Here is a 19,917-nt window from a genome sequence, read left to right as displayed (position 1 = left end):
TCGTCCGGCGGGTGGAGGAGCTGACCGCCGACGGGCGGATGCGGCCGGCCGGGCAGGCCGAGGTGGACGCCCGCCCGCGCGGGTGGACGGACGCGGTGGGGTGCGGCGTACGCCGCACAGAAGGAGCCCGAGGTTCCGCCGGACCTCGCGGCGGTGCCGGCGGCGGAACCTCGGGCCGGGGCGCGGTTCGAGGCGCTGGACCGGACGGAGCGGTACCGCGTCATGCTCGGTGTGCTGCGTGCCCGCACGGCACAGGCGCGGGCGGCACGGGGGACGGGCGGCCGTCGCGAGGCTGGCGGCGGGGGAGTGATGCCGCCCGCCGACAGCCCTGTGGTCACCGCTCTCAGGTGTTCCTGATCGCCGAGATGTCGAAGTTCAGCTTGATCTTGTCGGAGACCAGCACGCCGCCCGTCTCCAGGGCCGCGTTCCAGGTCAGGCCCCAGTCCGAGCGCAGGAGCTGCGTCTTGCCCTCGAAGCCCACGCGCTCGTTGCCGAACGGGTCCTTGGCGACGCCGTTGAACTCCAGGTCGATGGTGATCGGGCGGGTGGTGCCGACGATCGTCAGGTCGCCGGTGATGCGGTAGTCGTCGCCGCCGAGGGCCTCCGCGGAGGTGGACCGGAAGGTCATCCTGGGGAACTCGTCGATCCTGAAGAAGTCGGAGCTCCTGAGGTGGCCGTCGCGGTCGGCGTTTCCGGTGTCGATGCTCTCCATCGTCACGTCGAGGGAGGCGGTGGACTTGGCCGGGTCGGCGCCGTCCAGGTGCAGGGTGCCGGTGAAGTCGCGGAACTGGCCCTTGACGTTGGTGACCATGGCGTGCCGGGCGACGAAGCCGATCGTGGTGTGCACCGGGTCGAGGGTGTAGTCGCCGGTCAGGGCGGCGAGGTCGGGGTTCACGGACGTGCCCATGGCGATCTCCTGGTGTGCTCGGGTGCGGACTCCTGATGAATATTTCATTGAAGCTTCAACGAAGCTCTCGAGGGGCGACGATAGGCGTTTTCCGTTCAACTTTCAACGGTGTCTGTGGTGTTTCGCGGTTGGATCACCCGCCCGGGTGGTACTCGGCGGGCGTGTCCTCGATCGCCATCCTGGTCGAGCTGATGCGCGTCGGCACGTCAGGCGGCCACATCAAGTGCTGGGAGCGCTTCGCGGAGAGTGCCGCCCGGCTGCCGGGGCCCGTGTCCGGAGTGCCCGCCGGGCAGCGGCTGGACCTCACCGTCTACTTCCTCGGTGACACCGAGCGGGTGGAGACCCTTGCCCCGCATGTACGGTTCGTCATGCTGCGGCCCGTGTTCAGCAGCGCCGCCCTGATGTCGGCGGCCGGCGCCGAGGACGTCACCGACCTCGCTCCGTACCATCCCCGGCTGGCCGCACTGCTGCCCCGGCACGACGTCTGGCACCTCACCCACAGCTTCGCCTACGCCGCCACCGCCACCCGGCTCGCCCGACGCCTGCCCCGCAGACCGCGGCTGGTCGCCTCGGTGCACACCGATGTGCCCGCGCTGGTCGCCGTGTACGCCCGGTACCTCGCCGGCCGGTGGCTGCCCGCCGCCGACCGGGCGCCCGCGCGGCTGATCGCCGACCGGGCCGCCCGGCAGGCGGAGAGCCGGATGCGGCGGCGGCGCGACCGGCTGCTGCGCGACTGCGAGCAGGTGCTGGCGCCGACCGCGGCCGGACGCGAGGATCTTGCCGGCACTGTCGGTGCCGACCGGATCCGGCCACTGCGCCGTGGGCTCGACCGTCAGCGGTTCCGCCCCGACCCCGGCGCCCGGGCCCGGCTCGTCCGCGACCACGGCGTCCCGGCCGACCGGCCCCTGGTGCTGTTCGCCGGCCGCCTGGACGCCTCCAAGGGGGTGCCGCTGCTGACCGAGAGCATGCGGCTGCTGCGCGAGCGGGGCCGCGGCGCACACCTGGTGACCGCGGGAGCGGGCACCGAGGCGGGCGCGGTACGCCGGACCCTCGGGCCCGACGTCACCCTGCTCGGCCCGCTCCCGCAGGAACGGCTCGCCGAGGTGTACGCGGGCTGCGACGTCTTCGCCTTCCCCTCCCGCACCGAGACCGTCGGCAACGTCGTAGCGGAGGCCATGGCGAGCGGTCTCGCGGTCGTCCTGCCGGAGGGCGCCGCTACCACCACCTGGCTGGCCGAACCCGGCCACGACGGCGTCCTCGTCCCGGGCGACGACGCCCGTGTCTGGGCCGACGCCCTGTGCGCGCTGGTCGACCAGCCCACGCGGCTCGCAGCGGTACGCCGCCGAGCCGCGGCCACGTCCCGCGACCACCACCCGACCTGGGACCGCGTCCTGGCGGAGGACCTCCTCCCCGCCTGGCTCCCGACCGCCGCAGGCCACCCCAGCGGCACCCCGATCGTGGCGTGACGGCTCCTGCGGGCCTCGCCGGCCCGTGCGGACGCCCCCCGCTCCCGGACCCTTCCCTCCCCCCCCACGCCCGAGGATCCGGCCCCGCCCCGGCGCTCTCGGCGGCGCCGCACGACGGTGCCACCCGCGCGCCGGTGCCGCGCGCCCGTGCCGTGCGGGCGGGCGGTCGCTGCGGGACGGTGGCGCCGTAGCCGTTCCGCCGGTGCCGGCGCAGGTCCCTCATGGTGTCCCCGCCGCCCGCGCCCGCTGGTCCCCGTGCAGCGCCGCCACCAGGGGGGACGAGTCCAGGCTCGCGATCCCTGCGGCGACCAGGGCGAGGCCGGTCACCGTCACCGCGGTGACCGGCCAGCCGCTGTGCACCGCCTCGCCGAAGACCAGGACGCCCACGGTCACCGCCACCACCGGCTCGGTCGCGTCGATCACCGTCATGCTCGCGGCCAGCGGACCCTGCTGGAAGGCGCTCTGGATCAGCAGCAGCCCGCCCACGCTGGCGACCACCAGCGCGTAGGTCTGCCAGGCGGCCAGCGCCGCGGGTACCCCGTCCCGCAGATGCTCGACCGTCACCGCGAGCAGCACCGACTGGGTGCCCATGAGCGCGCCCGCCGCCAGCGCCACCGCCGACGCGCGCCAGGGACCGGACGGGAGCAGCCGCGCGACCGCCAGCGCGGCCCCGACCAGGGCCGCGGTCGCCCCCACCACCAGCACCCAGGACAGCCAGCCCGCCGACGTCGGGTGCCCGCCGTGCGGGCGGGCCGACGCCAGCGCCAGGGCCAGCCCCGAGGCCACCGCCAGCGTGCCGAACCACTCGCGCACGCCCAGCCGCATCCGGTACAGCCGCGCCGACAGCGGCACCGCGAACACCAGCTCCGTCACGATCAGCGGCTGCACCAGGCTCAGCGGCCCGAACGCCAGCGCAAGCGACTGGAAGCCGTACGCCAGCACCGCCAGCCCGATCCCGCACCGCCACATCCGGTCCCGGACCAGATGGCCCAGCAGTCGCGGGGACAGCGACTCCTCGTCCGGCCGCGCCCCGGCGGCCCGCTGCTGCAGCACGCCCGCGACCGCGAAGCACACGCCCGCCGCGAGCGAGGCGAGCACCGCGACGGTCATCGGCGCCGTGTGCTCACTCGTTCGCCCCGCGGCTCCTGGCCTGCGTCCCCCCGCGGGTGTGGACGTACAGCCGGCGCCGGTCGCCGACGTCGACGCGCTGCGGCAGCGGCAGCTCGTAGCGGACCGGCATCGCGTGGTCGGCGAGCTGCCGCCGCGGGTTGTAGACGGTGTTGAACTTCCACAGCATGCGGGCGAAGTTGGTCTGCCCGTGCAGCAGGTTGCGGCCCAGCACCCGGGCCGCCCCGAACGCCGTCCGCAGCCCCAGGTGCTTGCGGTTGATCACCGCCTGGGTACGGACCAGCTCCTCGTAGAAGCGCTCCAGCGGCAGCGTGGTGGGGACCACGGCGTGCTGGATGTCGAACAGCCGGTAGTCCCGGGTGGTGAGCCGGCGGGACTCGGTGTGCCAGATCTCCGTGCCCGGGTACGGCGTCATCACCGTGAAGTGGACGATCTCCGGAACCGACAGCGCGAACTCACGGACGACGCGGAAGCGCTCCTCGTCCCAGGCCGGATCCACGATCAGGTTGATCGCGACCTGGATGCCGATACGCCGAGCAGTCTCCAGCGCCTTGAAGTTCTCGTCCGGGCTGATCCGCTTGCGGAACAGGTCGAGCCCCTCGGCGTCGATCGCCTCCATCCCGAGGAACATGTAGCGCAGTCCCAGCCGTGCCCACCGCTCGAACACCTCCGGATGGCGCAGCAGCACATCGCTGCGGGTCTCCAGGTAGTACCGCTTGCGGATACCGCGCCGCTCCACCTCCGCCGCGATGGCGTCGCCGTGCTCGGGCCGGATGAAGGCCACGTCGTCGACGATGAAGACGTTCGGCTCCCGGATCCGGGACAGGTCCTCGGCCGCCGCCTCGGGGGAGGCCTTGCGGTAGCTGCGGCCGTAGAAGGTCCACGCGGAGCAGAACGAGCAGTCCCAGGGACAGCCCCGGGTGAACTCGATCGAGGCGCAGGGATCCAGCTCGCCGATGAAATAGCGGCGGCGGTTGCGCATCAGGTCCCGTGCCGGGAGCGGGTCGTCGATGCTGTGCAGCATCAGCGGCGCCGGCCCCCGGCCGGCTGCGGTGATGATGCCCGGCACCCCGTCCGCCCCGCCGTCCCGCACCGCCTGCAGCAGCGGCGCGATCGCCGGTTCCCCCTCGCCCCGGACCACCGCGTCGACCGCGCCCGCCGCCTGCCGCAGCACATCCTCGGCGACGAAGGAGACGCTGTGCCCGCCGAAGAAGACGAAACAGCCCGGGACCTCCCGCTTCACCGCCGCGGCGAGCGCGATCGCCTCGGGGATGTTCGCCAGGTAGTTCAGCGAGATGCCCAGTGCCTCCGGCCGGAACGACCGCACCTCGGAGCGGAGCCGCGCGAGGCTGAGCACCTGAAGGTCCACCACCCGCACCTCGTGTCCCGCGTCCCGCGCGGCCCCCGCCACCCGTTCGAGGCCCAGGGGTTCCAGCCGGAGGAAGATCTCGGAGTACATCAGGGCACTGGGATGGACGAGCAGCACACGCATGGGGTCACCTCGTCACGGGTCGGCGACGCACCGGAACGACGGAGAACCGGAACGAAGAGGAGGTATCCCCTACCTATCCCGGCAAACCAGGACAGCGCACCGCCCATACCGCCGCCTGGCGCACCCGCCCGCCCCTCACGGTGGACTCGGCGCGCCGGACACCGGCCGATGTGATTGGGTCCAGGCATCCGAGCACCCCGCCCGGGAGACCGTCTCGTGACCCAGTCAGCCTCGCTGTCCACCGCCCCGTCCCCCTCCGCGCGCCGCACCGGAACCGGCGACCGGCCGATCGCGCTGGTCACCGGCGCCTCCTCCGGCATCGGCGCCGCCACGGCCCGCCGCTTCGCCGCCGGCGGCTGGCGGCTGCTGCTCAGCGGACGCGATCGGCCCCGCCTGGAGCGCACCGCCGCCGACACCTCCGGTACCGCCCTGCCGGTGGACCTGGCCGCCCCCGACGGCCCGCACCGGCTCGCGGAGTCCGCGCTGGCCTCGGCAGGCCGGATCGATCTCCTGGTGGCGGGCGCCGGCATCGGCTGGGCCGGCCCCTTCACGGAGATGCCCGGCGCCGCCCTGGACGAGGTGCTGACCGTGAACCTGACCGCCACGCTCCGCCTCGTGCACGAGGTGCTGCCCGCCATGGTGGCGGCCGGGCGCGGCCACGTGGTCCTCGTCGGTTCCGTCGCCGGGGTGGTGGGAGTGCGCGAGGAGGCGGTGTACTCCGCCAGCAAGGCCGGCGTCGCCGCGTTCGCCGAGGCGCTGCGCCAGGAGCTGCGCGGGACCGGCATCCGGGTCACCCACGTGGTGCCGGGGCCGGTGGACACCGCCTTCTTCGAGCGGCGCGGCACCCCCTACCAGCGGTCCCGGCCCCGCCCCACCCCGCCCGAGCGGGTCGCCGACGCCGTCTGGCGCGCGGTCGCGCGGGGCCGCCACGACGTCCATGTCCCCGCCTGGCTGGCGCTGCCCGCCCGGGTCCGCGGCATCGCACCCGGTCTGTACCGCCGACTGCTGCACCGGTTCGGGTGAGTGCGGGCCGTACCGCTACGCTCTGCCCGACGGCGCCGCGCGTCGCCGGCCGCGCCGCCCGTCACTCCGGTGACGGTATGAGCACCTACGAATGTGAGGTGACTCTCAGGTGGCATCTTTGTGTAACCCCTACAACGGGCAGGCCCTGTGAGCAGTCGAAACGGCTGCACGCCCCAATGGTTCTGTTCAGGGGTACCAGGAAAACACTCCGGAGACTGTACGGAGTCGACGGCTGGCATTCCTTGGTCGACTTCGTAAGGTCACTACATGACCTTTTTGGATGAGGCGCCGGGCGAGCCTTCGGACGCGCGCGGACGAGTGGCCGAACTGCACGAGATCCGTGCGCAGGCGCTGGCGGGGCCGAGCGAGAGGGCGACGCAGGCGCAGCATGCCAAGGGCAAGCTGACCGCGCGTGAGCGCATCGGACTCCTCCTCGATGCGGGATCCTTCCGCGAGGTCGAGCAGCTGCGCCGGCACCGGGCGACGGGCTTCGGCCTGGAGGAGAAGAAGCCCCACACCGACGGTGTGGTCACCGGCTGGGGCACGGTGGAGGGGCGGACGGTCTTCGTCTACGCCCACGACTTCCGGATCTTCGGCGGCGCCCTGGGCGAGGCCCACGCCACCAAGATCCACAAGATCATGGACATGGCCATCGCGGCGGGCGCCCCGCTGGTCTCCCTCAACGACGGTGCGGGCGCCCGGATCCAGGAGGGCGTCTCGGCTCTCGCCGGCTACGGCGGCATCTTCCAGCGCAACACCAAGGCGTCCGGGGTCATCCCGCAGATCAGCGTCATGCTCGGCCCCTGCGCCGGCGGCGCCGCCTACAGTCCCGCACTGACCGACTTCGTGTTCATGGTCCGCGAGACCTCCCAGATGTTCATCACCGGCCCGGACGTGGTCAAGGCGGTCACCGGCGAGGAGATCACCCAGAACGGCCTGGGCGGCGCGGACGTGCACGCCGAGACCAGCGGCGTCTGCCACTTCGCCTACGACGACGAGGAGACCTGCATCGCCGAGGTCCGCTACCTCCTGTCGCTGCTCCCGCAGAACAACCGGGAGAACCCGCCGCGGGCGGAGTGCACCGACCCCGCCGACCGCCGCTCCGACGTCCTGCTCGACCTGGTTCCCGCCGACGGCAACCGCCCCTACGACATGGCCAAGGTCATCGAGGAGATCGTCGACGACGGCGAGTACCTGGAGGTCCACGAGCGCTGGGCCCGCAACATCATCTGCGCGCTGGGCCGGCTGGACGGCCAGGTCGTCGGCATCATCGCCAACCAGCCGCAGTCCCTGGCCGGTGTCCTGGACATCGAGGCGAGCGAGAAGGCCGCGCGCTTCGTCCAGATGTGCGACGCCTTCAACATCCCGATCATCACCCTCCTCGACGTGCCCGGCTTCCTCCCCGGCGTCGACCAGGAACACGGCGGGATCATCCGGCACGGCGCGAAACTGCTGTACGCCTACTGCAACGCCACCGTGCCGCGGATCTCGCTGATCCTGCGCAAGGCCTACGGCGGCGCCTACATCGTGATGGACAGCCAGTCCATCGGCGCCGACCTCACCTTCGCCTGGCCGACCAACGAGATCGCCGTGATGGGCGCGGAGGGCGCCGCAAACGTCATCTTCCGCCGCCAGATCGCCGAGGCCGAGGACCCCGAGGCGATGCGCCAGACGATGGTCAAGGAGTACAAGGCGGAGCTGATGCACCCGTACTACGCGGCCGAGCGCGGACTGGTCGACGACGTGATCGACCCCGCGGAGACCCGCGAGGTGCTGATCTCGTCGCTGACGATGCTGCAGACCAAGCACGCCGACCTGCCGTCCCGCAAGCACGGCAACCCCCCGCAGTAACGCAGCGGACCCGCCGCGGCAACCCCGCGGACTCCTCTCTCACGGAGACTGACACCCATGAACCTCCCTGCTGACATCCGGGTCGAGAAGGGGCACGCCGAGCCCGAGGAAGTCGCCGCCATCACGGCCGTCCTCCTGGCCCGTGCGGCCGCCCGTCCCGCCGAGACCGCTCCGGCCCACCGCGGCCGGGTCCGCGCGGGCTGGCGCCGCCTCGAGCGCGAGCCGGGCTTCCGCGCCCCGCACAGCTGGCGCTGACCCCACGACGCGAAGAGGGGCCCCTCCGTCAAGGAGGGGCCCCTCTTCGCGTTCCGAAGGGGCGCGGGGAACCGCGCGACCAGCCACACACGGGCTGCACCCATCATGCAAACCGCCCCCGGCAGCCCAGCGGCCGCGGGGGCTTGCGCAACCCTGCGCTACGAGGCGCCTGCCCCGGAGGGGGTACCTCCAGCGCCCACCTGTGCCGCCCTGGAGGCACCGCCCAGGCCGTTCAGGCACGGCTGTCCGCAGGTGGGGGCCAAGCAGGTCGGGCGAAGTCCGCTGCGGTTCGGCAGCGCCGTGAAGGGGCGCGGGGAACTGTGCGACCGGCCACGACGGCGCCGCAGACGGGCGACGGCACGGGCGCGGCACTGCCGGCGGAGCGCTCAGCGCAGGCGCGCCATCAGCGCGTGCTCGACGAGGGTGATCAGCGTCGACTTCGCGTCGGCCCGGTGCCGCGCATCCGTCGTGATGATCGGCGTGTCGGGACCGATCTGCAGCGCCTCGCGCACCTCGTCGGGGTTGTACGGCTGATTCCCGTCGAACCCGTTCAGGGCGATCACGAACGGCAGCCCGGAGTTCTCGAAGTAGTCGACGGCGGGGAAGCAGTCGGCGAGCCTCCTCGTGTCGACCAGCACGACCGCGCCGATGGCGCCGCGCACCAGGTCGTCCCACATGAACCAGAAGCGGTCCTGGCCGGGCGTGCCGAACAGGTACAGGATCAGGTCCTGGTCGAGCGTGATGCGGCCGAAGTCCATGGCGACCGTGGTGGTCGTCTTGTCCCCGGTGTGGGTGAGGTCGTCGATGCCCGCCGAAGCAGACGTCATGACGGCCTCTGTGCGCAGCGGGTTGATCTCCGAGACGGCGCCGACGAACGTGGTCTTGCCCACGCCGAAGCCGCCCGCCACCACGATCTTCGCGGAGGTGGTGGAGCGGGAAGGACCGCCGCTAGAGCTTGCGAAGTCCACTGAGCACCCTTTCGAGCAGTGTCACGTCTGGCTGGCCGCCGGCGCTCTCGTCGCCGCCGGGCTGATGGATGGCGACCAGTCCCGCCTCCGCCAAGTCGGCGACGAGGATCCTGGCCACGCCGAGAGGGATGGTCAGCAGCGCCGAGATCTCGGCCACCGACTTGATCTCACGGCAGAGGTTGCAGATCCGCTGATGCTCGGGCAACTGGCCCTGCATCTGGTGCGGCTGCGCGGTGGTGTGCACCAGCGCCTCGATGGCGAGCTGGTACCGCGGCTTGGTTCGGCCGCCCGTCATGGCGTACGGACGTACCAGGGGGTTGTTCGCCGCCCCGGCGGGCGCCGGCTCGGGGGTGCGGCGCTGCGGCTGCACCGGCTGGATGCGAGGTGCATGCGGCTGGTCGTACGGTGAAGGGCCGGGGCCCTGCGGGGCGTACGGCTGCCGGTGGCCGGGCGTGGAGGGGAAACCGTACGGGTTCGACGAGCCGTCGTTCTGGCCCTGGCCAGGGCCGTACGACCAGTTGCCCGAAGACGAACCGCCTGGGGGTGTTGCCACTTTCTCCTCCTCCGACTGTGCCTGGCATCCATCGCTGTGGAGCCGCGTCCCGAAACCTTACGGCCACGGGACGCCGAAACGCACCGCCCGCTCGTTAGTTGAGAAGGCTCCCCTGGAGCTCCGCACGCAGGTCGGGCGTCAGGACCGTACCGGCACGGTCCACCAGAAGGGCCATTTCGTACCCGATGAGGCCGATGTCCGCCTCCGGGTGTGCCAGAACCGCGAGCGAGGAACCGTCGGAGATGGACATGATGAAGAGGAATCCCCGCTCCATCTCCACAACCGTCTGGTTCACGCTGCCGCCCTCGAAGATGCGCGAGGCACCGGCGGTCAGCGAGGTCAGACCAGAGGCGACGGCCGCGAGCTGATCTGCGCGGTCGCGCGGGAAGCCTTCGGACATCGCCAGAAGGAGTCCGTCGGCGGAGACCACCACCGTGTGGGACACCCCCGGGGTGTTGTCCACGAAGTTGGTGATCAACCAGTTCAGGTTCTGTGCCGCCTGGCTCATCGGGCTCACACTAACGCTCCTGGTTGTAGGTGCTGTCAGGGCCGAAGCCCTGGCCGTTCGTTTCACTGCCTGCGCTGCGGCCCCGTTGGACACCGCGCCGCAGGTTGCTCAGCCTGCCCCGGACGTCCTCCGGGGCGCGGGAGACCTGGGGGCCTCCCTGGGGGGTGGTTTCGGCGGAACCCTCGACCAGATTGGCCTTGGGCACCCGCCGCGGCAGTCCGGAGGAGGTCACCCCGCCCGCCTTCGGCTTCCGCAACGACGAGGCCTGCTGCCAGCGGTCGTCGTTCGCCGAACGCCAGCCGCTGTCGCCGTTGCTCTCCGGAGCGGAGGCCGGCGCCTCGCGGTCCACGTGCCGTGCGTCGCCCGGGCCGCTCGCGGGGGATCCGCGGCGCGGCAGCCCGGCGTCGGTCAGCGCGTGTCCGGCGGAGGGGTCCGGTCCCGGACGGCGGTCGAAGCCTACGCGGTCCGCCTCGTTCACGTCAGCGGCCTGCGCGGACTCCGTTTCCGGAGCATCCGCAGGGTACTGGGCCGGGTAGCCGTTCGGGTAGCCGTTCTGCTGCGGCCAGTCGTCCTGCTGGCGGCGCTGACCGAAGCCCGGGAAGCCGTCCGCCGCGGTGTGCGCGGTGTGCGCCTCCTGCGCCGGGTCCCGGTACGAGGGCTCGGGGTAGCCGCCGTTGGGGGCGTAGGACCCGCCCTGCGGCATACCGCCGTCGGGAGCGTAGTACCGCTCGTCGTACGTCTGCTCCCCGTAGGCCTGCTGCTGCGGCTCGTCGTACGCCGCCTGCTGCTGCTCCTCGTACGGCACCGAGCGGTCGTACGCGCCGGACTGCTCCGGGTAGCCGCCGTCGTCGTAGGGCTGCTGTGCGGTGAACCGGTCCTGGCCGCCCTGCGTCTCGTCGGTCTCCGGACCGTCGGTCGGTCCGCCGTGCGTCTGGGCCTCCAGCGCGGCGCGGCGTCCCCCGCGCATCAGGGAGCGGCCGACCGGGTCCAGTTCGCGGATGTCGTCGGGGACCTCGGAGTAGCGGCTGTCGTCGAAGCCCAGCTCCGCGGCGGTCCGCATCGGCTGGCTGTAGTCCTCGCCGCCGTGGAAGTTCTGCTCCGGGATGATCTGCGAGACGGTGAACTCGTCGCGCTCCATGGGCGCCTCGCCGCCACCGCCGTGGGTGATCGCGTCCGGGAGCATGACCAGCGAGGTGGTGCCGGCCTGCTCACCGGAGGGGCGCAGCTGGACCCGGATGCCGTGCCGGTCGGACAGCCGGCCGACCACGAACAGGCCCATGCGCTGGGAGATCGCGGCGTCCACGGTCGGCGGGTTGGCGAGCTTGTGGTTGATGTCCGCGAAGTCCTCGGCGGTCAGGCCGATGCCCTTGTCGTGGATCTCGACCATCACCCGGCCGTCGGGGAGACGGGTCGCGGTGACGCGGACCTTGGTCTGGGGTGAGGAGAACGTGGTGGCGTTCTCCAGGAGCTCGGCCAGCAGGTGCACGAGGTCGGTCACGGCACGGCCGTGGATGTCGGCCTCCGGCACGCCGGACAGCTCGATGCGCTCGTACTGCTCCACCTCGGAGGAGGCCGCGCGCAGCACGTCGACCAGCGGGACCGGCTGGTCCCAGCGGCGGCCGGGCTCCTCGCCGGCGAGGACCAGGAGGTTCTCGCCGTTGCGGCGCATACGGGTGGCGAGGTGGTCCAGCTTGAAGAGGTTCTCCAGCTGGTCCGGGTCGGCCTCGTTGTTCTCCAGGTCGGTGATCAGGGTCAGCTGGCCCTCGATCAGCGACTGGTTGCGGCGCGAGAGGTTGGTGAAGATCGCGTTGATGTTGCCCCGCAGCAGGGCCTGCTCGGAGGCGAGCCGCACCGCCTCGCGGTGGACCTGGTCGAAGGCGCGGGCGACTTCGCCGATCTCGTCGGTCGAGGTGATCGGGATCGGCGCCACCCGGGTGTCGACCCGGCCGGGGTCGGTGCGGGAGAGCTGGTCGACCAGCATCGGCAGCCGCTGCTCGGCGATTCCGAACGCGGCGTTGCGCAGCTGGCGCATGGCGCGGCTCATCTGCCGGGCCACCATGCCGGCCAGGATGAACGCGGCCAGCAGCGCGACCACGACGATGGCGCTGGTGACGTAGGTGTCCTGCTCGGCGTCGTCGGCGATCTGGGCGGCCTCGGTCACCGCCCGGTCGGCCAGGTCGGCCTCGATGGTGCGGTAGGCGTCGAACTTGAGGGTGTTGACGGCCCACCAGTTGTCCGGTGTGATGCCCTGCTTCGCGAGGTCCGCCCGCGCGCTCTCCTCGGTGGACTCCAGCCGGGCCACCTCCGAGATCATCGTCGTCGGATTGGTGGGCGGCGGCACGTAGTCCGGATCGGCGGCCTTGGCCTCCTTGGCCATGGCCGCGCCGTCGTCCTTGAGCTGCTGCTCGGCGTCCTCGAGCTTCTTCGCGTCCGCCTCGGTGCCACCGCCGATGTACTCCTCGATGGCGATGCGCTCCAGATAGGCGTACGAGGAGAGGGCGACCCGCTGGCTGGCCAGGTGGCTGGGGTCGGGGCCCGGCTTGACCAGCAGCTGCATACCGATGGACCGCTGCAGGGAGAGCGCGGCCTTGGTCAGCGAGATGGCGTAGACGGTGCGGCCGTAGGAGGTGATGTTTCCGGTGCCCAGACCGAGCTCGTTGGCGAACTCCATCAGCGGGTGGGCGACCTGGACGTAGCCCTCCTGGGTCTCCACGCCCTTGAGGTTGGTGGTGTAGGCGGCGGCGCGCAGCGACTGGAGCTTGGGCTCCTGCTCGCGGAAGAGCTTCAGCCGGCGCTCCAGGCCGGGCTTGTCCGGCATGCTCTGCGCGGCCTCGTCGAAGGCGTCGGCGGCCTCGTCCGTCGCCTGCCGCACCTGGGTGACGGTCTGGTCGTCCTTCTTGCCCTGCAGCAGCGGGGCGGCGGACGCGTCACGCTCGACGTAGAGGGCGTTGGCGTAGGTGAGGGAGGCCCGCACCAGGCGTGCGGTGTTCTCGGCGTCCTCGGCGTCCTGCCAGGTGTCGATCGAGCTCTTCACCTGGAAGCCGCCCATGACGAGGCCGACCAGCACGGGTATGAGCAGGATCGCGTTCAGCCTGGTGGCCACCCGCCAGTTGCGGGGGGTGAACCGGCCGCCGCTCGGCTCCGGTTCGGCCGCGGGTTCCGAGCCGGACACGGGGGCGGGCGCCGCTGTGCGCGGCGGCGGGGTGAAGTTGCCCCGGGCCGACGGCTCGGGACCGTTCGTGCTTCGCCTCACTCGACCAACAACCTCTCGGCGCTCGGCACCTACGTCGTGCCGCAGTGTCTCAGAGCCCCCTGCGCCATCGAGTACGAGCTACCGCTGAGTACGTCTTCGGCCATGGGGCAGTTCTGGCATTCCAGCACGACGACCTGCGCTCTTCCAAACAGTGGGATCGGGCGCAACAAGGCCGCGCAGGGCCCAGATAAAACGGTCATAAAGAGCGAGGGCCGTCAAATGGCGGGGCGTTCGTGAGCGCAGTGAGACCGGATGTGCGCGACGCGTGGCGGTACCACCGGATTCCTCTGCCGAAACGTTATGAACACCGGAGCCGGCCGTGTCAAAGGACACAGCTCGGCCCCGGTGCCGGTGCCGACAACTGCCGTACGCCGCTTCCCACTTGGTCGGCTCTTGATCGATTTCCCGGTCGGCTACCGCAGCCGGGCCATCAGCGCGTGCTCGACGAGGGTGATCAGCGCCGACTTCGCGTCCGCGCGGTGACGGGCGTCGGTGGTGATGATCGGGGTGTCCGGGCCGATCTGCAGCGCCTCGCGCACCTCGTCCGGGGTGTAGGGCTGCTGGCCGTCGAAGCCGTTGAGCGCCACGACGAACGGCAGGCTGCTGTTCTCGAAGTAGTCGACGGCGGGGAAGCAGTCGGCGAGCCTCCTCGTGTCGACCAGCACGACCGCGCCGATGGCGCCGCGCACCAGGTCGTCCCACATGAACCAGAAGCGGTCCTGGCCGGGCGTGCCGAACAGGTACAGGATCAGGTCCTGGTCGAGCGTGATGCGGCCGAAGTCCATGGCGACCGTGGTGGTCGTCTTGTCCCCGGCGTGCGTGAGGTCGTCGATGCCGGCGCTGGCGGACGTCATGACCGCCTCTGTGCGCAGCGGGTTGATCTCCGAGACGGCGCCGACGAACGTGGTCTTGCCGACGCCGAAACCGCCGGCCACCACGATTTTGGCGGAGGTGGTCGCCCGGCCTCCGTCAGAGCTTGCGAAGTCCACTGAGCACCCTTTCGAGCAGAGTCACGTCCGGCGCACCGCCGTTGTTCTCGTCGCCGCCCGGCTGGTGGATGGCGACCAGGCCGGCCTCGGCGAGGTCCGCGACCAGGATCCGGGCGACGCCGAGAGGCATCGCCAGCAGCGCCGAGACCTCGGCGACCGACTTCACCTCCCGGCACAGATGGCAGATGCGCTGGTGCTCGGGAAGCAGCCCCATGAGCGCTGCCGGGTCGGCCGTCGTACTGATCAGTGCCTCTATGGCGAGCTGATAGCGCGGCCGTGTCCGGCCGCCGGTCATCGCGTACGGACGTACCAGCGGCTGGTCGCCCTCGTCCTCGTACGGCTCCGCGTACGGATCATGAGAGGCGGTGGGCGGGGTCATGAATCCTCCGGGCGGGACAGCAAGTCGGTCAGTCGTGCCGTCTAGGGGGGCCGGTGGGGGGATTGTGGCGGCCGGACGGTGATTTGGTGAGACGGGTGGTGCCGGGGCCGATCAGTGGAGCAGACTTCCCTGTAGTTCCGCACGGAGGTCGGGCGTGAGCACCGCGCCCGCGCGGTCGACGAGGAGTGCCATTTCATAGCCGACGAGGCCGATGTCGCACTCCGGGTGGGCGAGGACGGCCAGGGACGAGCCGTCCGAGACGGACATGAGGAAGAGGAACCCGCGTTCCATCTCGACGACCGTCTGCGCGACGTTGCCGCCGTCGAAGATCCGGGACGCCCCGGCGGTCAGCGAGGTCAGCCCGGAGGCGACGGCCGCGAGCTGGTCGGCGCGATCCCGCGGGAACCCCTCGGACATCGCCAGAAGGAGTCCGTCCGCCGACACGACGACGGTGTGGGACACCCCCGGGGTGTTCTCCACGAAATTCGTGATCAACCAGTTGAGGTTCTGTGCCGCCTGGCTCATCGGGCTCAACTATCGCTCCTGCTGGTGAGAGGGGTGCGGGAAGCTGCCGGTCTGGTGGGGACCGGCCTGACGCCCCTGTGCGATACCCCGACGGAGATTGGTCAGTCGGCCGCGCACGTCGTCGGGCGCGCGCGAAACCTGCGGACCGCTGTTGTGCGCCTGCTGCTCGGCCGTGCCCGGGACGAGGTTGGCCCGGGGCACCCGGCGCGGCAGACCGGAGGTGGTGACCCCGCCCGCGGAGGGCTGCCGCACCCGCTCGGCCTGCCGGACGAGATCGTCGTTCGGCGAGCTGCGCCAGGAGGAGGCGGCGGTCTGCTGGGGAGCGGAGGGCGACGGTGCGGCCGCAGGGGGCTGCGGCTGCTGCTCCGGGGCGGGTGCCGGGCCGTTGCCCTGCATCCGCGCCCGGCGCTCGCCGTGGAACCAGTTGGTCTCCAGCGTGTCGTACAGCGGCGTACGCCCGTCGCCGGGACCGGACGCCGGGGGCAGCGCCTCCGGCTCGTGCCGGGCGGGACGCTGCTGGGGGGCCTGGGGGGCCTGCGGGCGCTCGAACTGGCCCGTGGAGCCGTTGTCGTACGCCTGCGGAGCGCTGAACTGCCCGGGACCGCCCGGAGCGGGCGAGCCGTGCCCGGACGGACCGCTCTGGCCGCCGGGCGTGCCGAAGACGTCCGGGCGGACGAACGGGCCGGTGCCCTGAGCGGAGTCGGCGTCCTGACGCCCGAACCGGTCGCCGTCCCCGGGACCGCCCGCGCCGTCGCGCCCGAACTGGTCCCTGTACGCGGCCCCGTTGGAGTTGGCACGGGTATCGGCGTCCGGCCGGGGGTGACCGGCCGGTGAGCCGGGGCCCTGCTGCCGGTCGAAGCCCGGGACCGCCGGGAGCTCCGCGGTCGCGCCCGGACCCTGCCGGTCGTCGACGCGCGGGATGCGGGAGGTGCGGGAGACGTCCGGCTCCTCGTGGCCGCGCGGGGCGTCCAGCGAGCCGCGCGGCACCGGCGGCTGCGCGTTCTCGTCGCTCCAGCTGGGCACGCGGGGCTGGGTGTTCCCGCCGCCGGGCAGCTCGGCCCGCGGCGCACCGTGCGGCGGCAGCTGCGGGCGGCGGCCCTGCTCGGCGTCGCCACCGGAGCGGTCCTTGCGGTGGCGACGCTGCGGGGCGGCCGGGCCACGGCCGCCGCCGAAGGCGTCCTGACCCTGGGACTCGTTCAGGCCGGCGGCCTGCAGGCCCTGTGGGGCGGCCGGCGCCTGACCGGCACCGGCGCCCGCGCCGGCCGGGGACGGGCGGTTCTGCTGCTGCGGGGGCGCTGCCGGGGCCTGCGGTCCACGGGCACCGCCCGGGGCGCCCGGACGGCCCGGACCGTCCCGGCCGGGCAGAGCGGCACGCGGACCCTGACCGGCGCCGAGCCGGCCACCGCCGGACGCACCGGCGCCGAGGGCACCGCCGTTCCCGGGCGCACCGGCGCCCAGCGAACCGCCGCCCTGGCCGCCCGCGTTGCGCCGGGCCGCCGCGGCACCGGCCGCGGCCTGCGCGGCGGCCGGACCGCCGGAGCTCTGCTGACCGGGCTTGCCCTGCGGCTTCTTGCCGCCCTGGGCGACATCGACGGGCAGCATGACCAGCGCGGTCGTGCCACCGGAGTCGGACGGGCGCAGCTGGATACGGATGCCGTGCCGTTGCGACAGCCGGCCGACCACGAACAGACCCATGCGGCGGGAGACGGAGACGTCCACGGTGGGCGGCGAGGCGAGCCGCTCGTTGATCGCCGCGAGGTCCTCGGGCGACAGGCCGATACCGGTGTCGTGGATCTCGATCAGCACCCGGCCGTCGGGCAGCGCGTGGCCGGTGACCTTGACCTTGGTCTGCGGCGAGGAGAACGAGGTGGCGTTCTCCAGCAGCTCGGCGAGCAGGTGCACGAGGTCGTTGACGACCCGGCCGGCCACCTGGGTGGTCGGCACCGCGGCCAGCTCGATCCGCTCGTACTGCTCCACCTCGGAGGCCGCAGCGCGCAGCACGTCGACCAGTGGAACCGGCCGGGTCCAGCGGCGCCCCGGCTCCTCACCGGCGAGGACGAGGAGGTTCTCGCCGTTCCGGCGCATGCGGGTCGCGAGGTGGTCCAGCTTGAACAGCGAGGACAGCTGGTCCGGGTCGGCCTCGCGGGACTCCAGTTCGGAGATCAGCGACAGCTGGCGCTGGATCAGACCCTGGGAGCGGCGCGAGAGGTTGGTGAACATCGCGTTGACGTTGCCCCGCAGCAGCGCCTGCTCGGCGGCGAGGCGGACCGCCTCGCGGTGCACGTCGTCGAAGGCGGCGGCCACCCGGCCGATCTCGTCCCGGGAGTGCACACCGACCGACTCCACCGAGGTGTCGACGTCCTGCGGGTCGGACTCGGACAGCTGCTTGACCAGCTCGGGCAGCCGGTCGGAGGCGACCTTGGTGGCGGTGTCCTCCAGCCGGCGCAGCGAGCGGATCATGGACCGTGCCACGACGAACGCGCCGACCAGCGAGACACCGAGCACGATGAGGATCAGCGCACCGGAGATGATCGCCTCGCGCTCGGAGGTGCTGCGCAGCTCGCGGGCCTTCTGCTCCATGTCCTCCAGCAGCGAGCGCTCGATGTTCGACATCTGCTGGATCTTGGTGGAGCTGTCGTCCAGCCAGTCCTGGTACGACCGCTTGTCCTGCGACTTCAGACCGCTGGCGTCGGCGAGGGCCCGGCTGGCGTACTGGTCGGTGGCCTCGATGGTCGGGTTGCCCTGGTCGATGGGCCGCAGCAGCTCCTCGGCGCCTTCGCCGTAGATGCTGGTGAAGCTGCGGATGTCGGACCGCTGACCCTGCAGGGCGGCCTCGGCGTAGAGACGGTCGTTCTCGGAGAGCTCGCCGTAGGTGGAGTTGCTGGCGGGCAGCGCCGCCGCGATCACCGCGCGCTGGACGGAGGCGTACTCCTTGGCCGAGGAGAAGGCGGCCAGGGCGCGCGTGCGCTGGATCATCTCCGGGTTGCTGGTGGCCTCCGCCATGTCCTGCGAGAGGTCGAGCAGGTTGGTGATCAGGCGGTGGTACGCCTCGACGGTCTGGGTCGAGTTGCCCTTGGCGTCGTAGGCGGTGCTGCGGATCTTGTTGAGGCCGTTGAGGTCGCGCGCGAGGCCGACGACCGTCTCGCGGACGCCGTCGAGGTTGCCCTCCTTGCTCGCCTCGTCGATCGCCTCGGAGCTGGCGAGGAAGTTGTCGCGGGCCCGGTCGGTCTTCTCCCGGTCGCCCTTGATGGCGATCGCGCTGGCGCTGGAGTCGTGGGCCAGCGGGCCGGCGGACTGGTCGCGCTCCTCCTGGAGGGCGGCGGCCAGTTCGGTGGCCTGCTGGGTCATCTCCGTCAGCAGCCTCATGTTGTCGAGCTGCTGGATGTCCTCCATGGACTCGTTGATGCGCAGCGCGCCCAGCGAGGTGGCCGCGACCACCGGGAGCGCGAGCAGTGACACCAGACGGGTGGAGATGCGCCAGTTGCGCAGGGCTATTCGCGGGCCGGGTCCGGCCGGTCCCTTCGGCGGCCTCACCGAGGGCGCCGCGGGCCCCGCCGGGTCCGATGCCGACCCGCTGCCGGACCGCTCGCCGCTGTCACCGGCCGTGGCCGGGCCCTGGTTCTGGGCGTGCTGGGGCGAGGAGCTGACGGCCATGGGGCCGGTCCCGCCGTGCTCCGGCTCCGCCGAAGCGCTGCCATCCCTCTTGAAACGTCCCTGCACTAGCGTCGCAACCTCTGGACCAGGCGCCTCGCCGCGCGAACGGCAAGACACGGTGTCGGCGTCATAGGGGCGCCCTGAATTCGCCCCCGTGGTGGTCGTAGGTGACCGGCGCTGGCTTCCCCCTTCGTGCCGCCACTCTCGGCGCTTCTCTGCGCCCCCTGTGCGCCGGCTCGATCCTGCGGCGGTCCGTGGAATTCCAGCACAGTGCCGGATCTCCAACAAGGCCCGCGAGCCAGGCCGTGACATCCGTGACACGACGTGAGGAGCGAGTCACCGGCCGTAGAAAGTGATCTCCCGCAAACCGGACGTAATTCCGCGAGTCGTCGCCGGGCGCGCGGTGTCCCAGTCGCCATGATCAGGAGCGGAATGCGGGCTTCAGTGGTCCAATGTCCGTTTCGTTGCGGTGCACTGCAGGTCTGAATTGACCGATTTGATCCTCGGGGAGTGAGCAAACTCACACCCAGAACGCGGGACCTGCCGCGATCGGCGGGGAAGCGCGTGTTTAGCCTGACGCTTTACAGGAAGCGCCACTCTGACCAAAGGTCTCGTACAACCGTGAAGACGACGATGATGTTCCACCAGATCGCGAATCCGCGCCGCACGACGCTGGCCCACCTGGACGACGCCGACGACCTGTGGACCCCGGAGCACCCGGAGCACCCGGAGCACCCCGTCGAGCTCCCCGCCCAGACCGCCAACCCCCGGCGCACCGTCCTGATGGAGATCCCCGTCGCGGCCCTCGCCGCAGAGTAGTACGCCCTCCTGGCCGCGTACTGCCGCTGCCGGTAGACCCCCTGCATCCTCCGACCGGTAGTACGTCCGCCACCCGCCAGGTGTTCAGCGAGGCGCCCGTCTCCTGCCGCGTTAGCCTGGAGCGTCAGACTCCAGCCGCTTCAGTCA

At 71.9% G+C, this 19,917-nt stretch carries 17 protein-coding genes; 6 read left to right on the top strand and 11 right to left on the bottom strand.

Annotation, left to right across the window (positions count from 1 at the left end):
• The first annotated feature begins 153 nt into the window (after positions 1-153).
• The gene (locus V5O46_RS15740; protein ID WP_332885216.1) at positions 154-357 is read left to right on the top strand and encodes a hypothetical protein; all 204 of its coding nucleotides are present in this window, start codon (positions 154-156) and stop codon (positions 355-357) included.
• On the opposite strand, the gene V5O46_RS15735 is transcribed toward V5O46_RS15740, so the two are convergent.
• Positions 344-907 carry a YceI family protein gene (locus V5O46_RS15735; protein WP_332885215.1) on the bottom strand — a complete coding sequence of 188 codons (564 nt, stop codon included), beginning with the start codon at positions 905-907 and terminating at the stop codon, positions 344-346. The genes V5O46_RS15740 and V5O46_RS15735 overlap by 14 nt on opposite strands.
• Before the next feature lie 161 nt (positions 908-1,068).
• On the opposite strand from V5O46_RS15735, the gene V5O46_RS15730 reads away from it, so the two are divergent.
• Positions 1,069-2,373: a glycosyltransferase gene (locus tag V5O46_RS15730; protein ID WP_332885214.1), complete on the top strand. Its 1,305-nt coding sequence runs from the start codon at positions 1,069-1,071 to the stop codon at positions 2,371-2,373.
• Between the two features lie 219 nt (positions 2,374-2,592).
• Here V5O46_RS15730 and V5O46_RS15725 read toward each other — a convergent pair whose 3' ends face one another.
• Positions 2,593-3,483 carry a DMT family transporter gene (locus V5O46_RS15725; protein WP_332885213.1) on the bottom strand — a complete coding sequence of 297 codons (891 nt, stop codon included), beginning with the start codon at positions 3,481-3,483 and terminating at the stop codon, positions 2,593-2,595.
• Between the two features lie 13 nt (positions 3,484-3,496).
• Positions 3,497-4,993, bottom strand: coding sequence for a hopanoid C-3 methylase HpnR (gene hpnR / locus V5O46_RS15720; RefSeq protein ID WP_332885212.1), 1,497 nt, complete (start codon positions 4,991-4,993; stop codon positions 3,497-3,499).
• Positions 4,994-5,209: 216 nt separating this feature from the next.
• Here hpnR and V5O46_RS15715 point away from each other — a divergent pair, with 216 nt between their 5' ends.
• The 3 genes from V5O46_RS15715 to V5O46_RS15705 all read left to right on the top strand — a co-directional run bounded on the left by V5O46_RS15715 (position 5,210) and on the right by V5O46_RS15705 (position 8,122).
• Positions 5,210-6,016, top strand: coding sequence for an SDR family NAD(P)-dependent oxidoreductase (locus V5O46_RS15715; protein WP_408649003.1), 807 nt, complete (start codon positions 5,210-5,212; stop codon positions 6,014-6,016).
• A 267-nt stretch (positions 6,017-6,283) separates the two neighbouring features.
• The gene (locus V5O46_RS15710; RefSeq protein WP_332885211.1) at positions 6,284-7,867 is read left to right on the top strand and encodes an acyl-CoA carboxylase subunit beta; all 1,584 of its coding nucleotides are present in this window, start codon (positions 6,284-6,286) and stop codon (positions 7,865-7,867) included.
• A 57-nt stretch (positions 7,868-7,924) separates the two neighbouring features.
• Positions 7,925-8,122, top strand: a complete 198-nt coding sequence (locus V5O46_RS15705; protein ID WP_332885210.1) for an acyl-CoA carboxylase subunit epsilon — start codon at positions 7,925-7,927, stop codon at positions 8,120-8,122.
• 386 nt (positions 8,123-8,508) lie between these two features.
• Here the strand turns inward: V5O46_RS15705 and V5O46_RS15700 are convergent, their stop codons facing one another.
• From V5O46_RS15700 to V5O46_RS15665, 8 genes are all read right to left on the bottom strand, one after another.
• The gene (locus tag V5O46_RS15700; protein ID WP_031224757.1) at positions 8,509-9,090 is read right to left on the bottom strand and encodes a GTP-binding protein; all 582 of its coding nucleotides are present in this window, start codon (positions 9,088-9,090) and stop codon (positions 8,509-8,511) included.
• Positions 9,071-9,643: a DUF742 domain-containing protein gene (locus V5O46_RS15695; protein WP_332885209.1), complete on the bottom strand. Its 573-nt coding sequence runs from the start codon at positions 9,641-9,643 to the stop codon at positions 9,071-9,073. The genes V5O46_RS15700 and V5O46_RS15695 overlap by 20 nt, the downstream gene beginning before the upstream one ends.
• Positions 9,644-9,737: 94 nt before the next feature.
• Complete coding sequence (locus V5O46_RS15690) at positions 9,738-10,151, bottom strand: roadblock/LC7 domain-containing protein (RefSeq protein ID WP_004983065.1); 414 nt, start codon at positions 10,149-10,151, stop codon at positions 9,738-9,740.
• Between the two features lie 10 nt (positions 10,152-10,161).
• Entirely contained in the window at positions 10,162-13,404 is a 3,243-nt protein-coding gene (locus tag V5O46_RS15685; RefSeq protein WP_332885208.1) for a sensor histidine kinase, read from the bottom strand.
• 413 nt (positions 13,405-13,817) lie between these two features.
• Positions 13,818-14,393: a GTP-binding protein gene (locus V5O46_RS15680; protein ID WP_332885207.1), complete on the bottom strand. Its 576-nt coding sequence runs from the start codon at positions 14,391-14,393 to the stop codon at positions 13,818-13,820.
• Entirely contained in the window at positions 14,374-14,772 is a 399-nt protein-coding gene (locus V5O46_RS15675; RefSeq protein ID WP_003973454.1) for a DUF742 domain-containing protein, read from the bottom strand. The genes V5O46_RS15680 and V5O46_RS15675 overlap by 20 nt, the downstream gene beginning before the upstream one ends.
• 111 nt (positions 14,773-14,883) lie before the next feature.
• Positions 14,884-15,297 carry a roadblock/LC7 domain-containing protein gene (locus V5O46_RS15670; protein ID WP_332885206.1) on the bottom strand — a complete coding sequence of 138 codons (414 nt, stop codon included), beginning with the start codon at positions 15,295-15,297 and terminating at the stop codon, positions 14,884-14,886.
• Between the two features lie 9 nt (positions 15,298-15,306).
• Positions 15,307-19,017 carry a sensor histidine kinase gene (locus tag V5O46_RS15665; RefSeq protein ID WP_332885205.1) on the bottom strand — a complete coding sequence of 1,237 codons (3,711 nt, stop codon included), beginning with the start codon at positions 19,015-19,017 and terminating at the stop codon, positions 15,307-15,309.
• 555 nt (positions 19,018-19,572) lie between these two features.
• Here V5O46_RS15665 and V5O46_RS15660 point away from each other — a divergent pair.
• Positions 19,573-19,770 (top strand): hypothetical protein, encoded by a 198-nt coding sequence (locus V5O46_RS15660; protein WP_332885204.1) that lies wholly within the window; start codon positions 19,573-19,575, stop codon positions 19,768-19,770.
• Positions 19,771-19,917: the final 147 nt, after the last annotated feature.

Source organism: Streptomyces poriticola, from assembly GCF_036689765.1.
Lineage (GTDB): Bacteria > Actinomycetota > Actinomycetes > Streptomycetales > Streptomycetaceae > Streptomyces > Streptomyces poriticola.
This window is presented reverse-complemented; position numbering and strand designations above follow the sequence as displayed.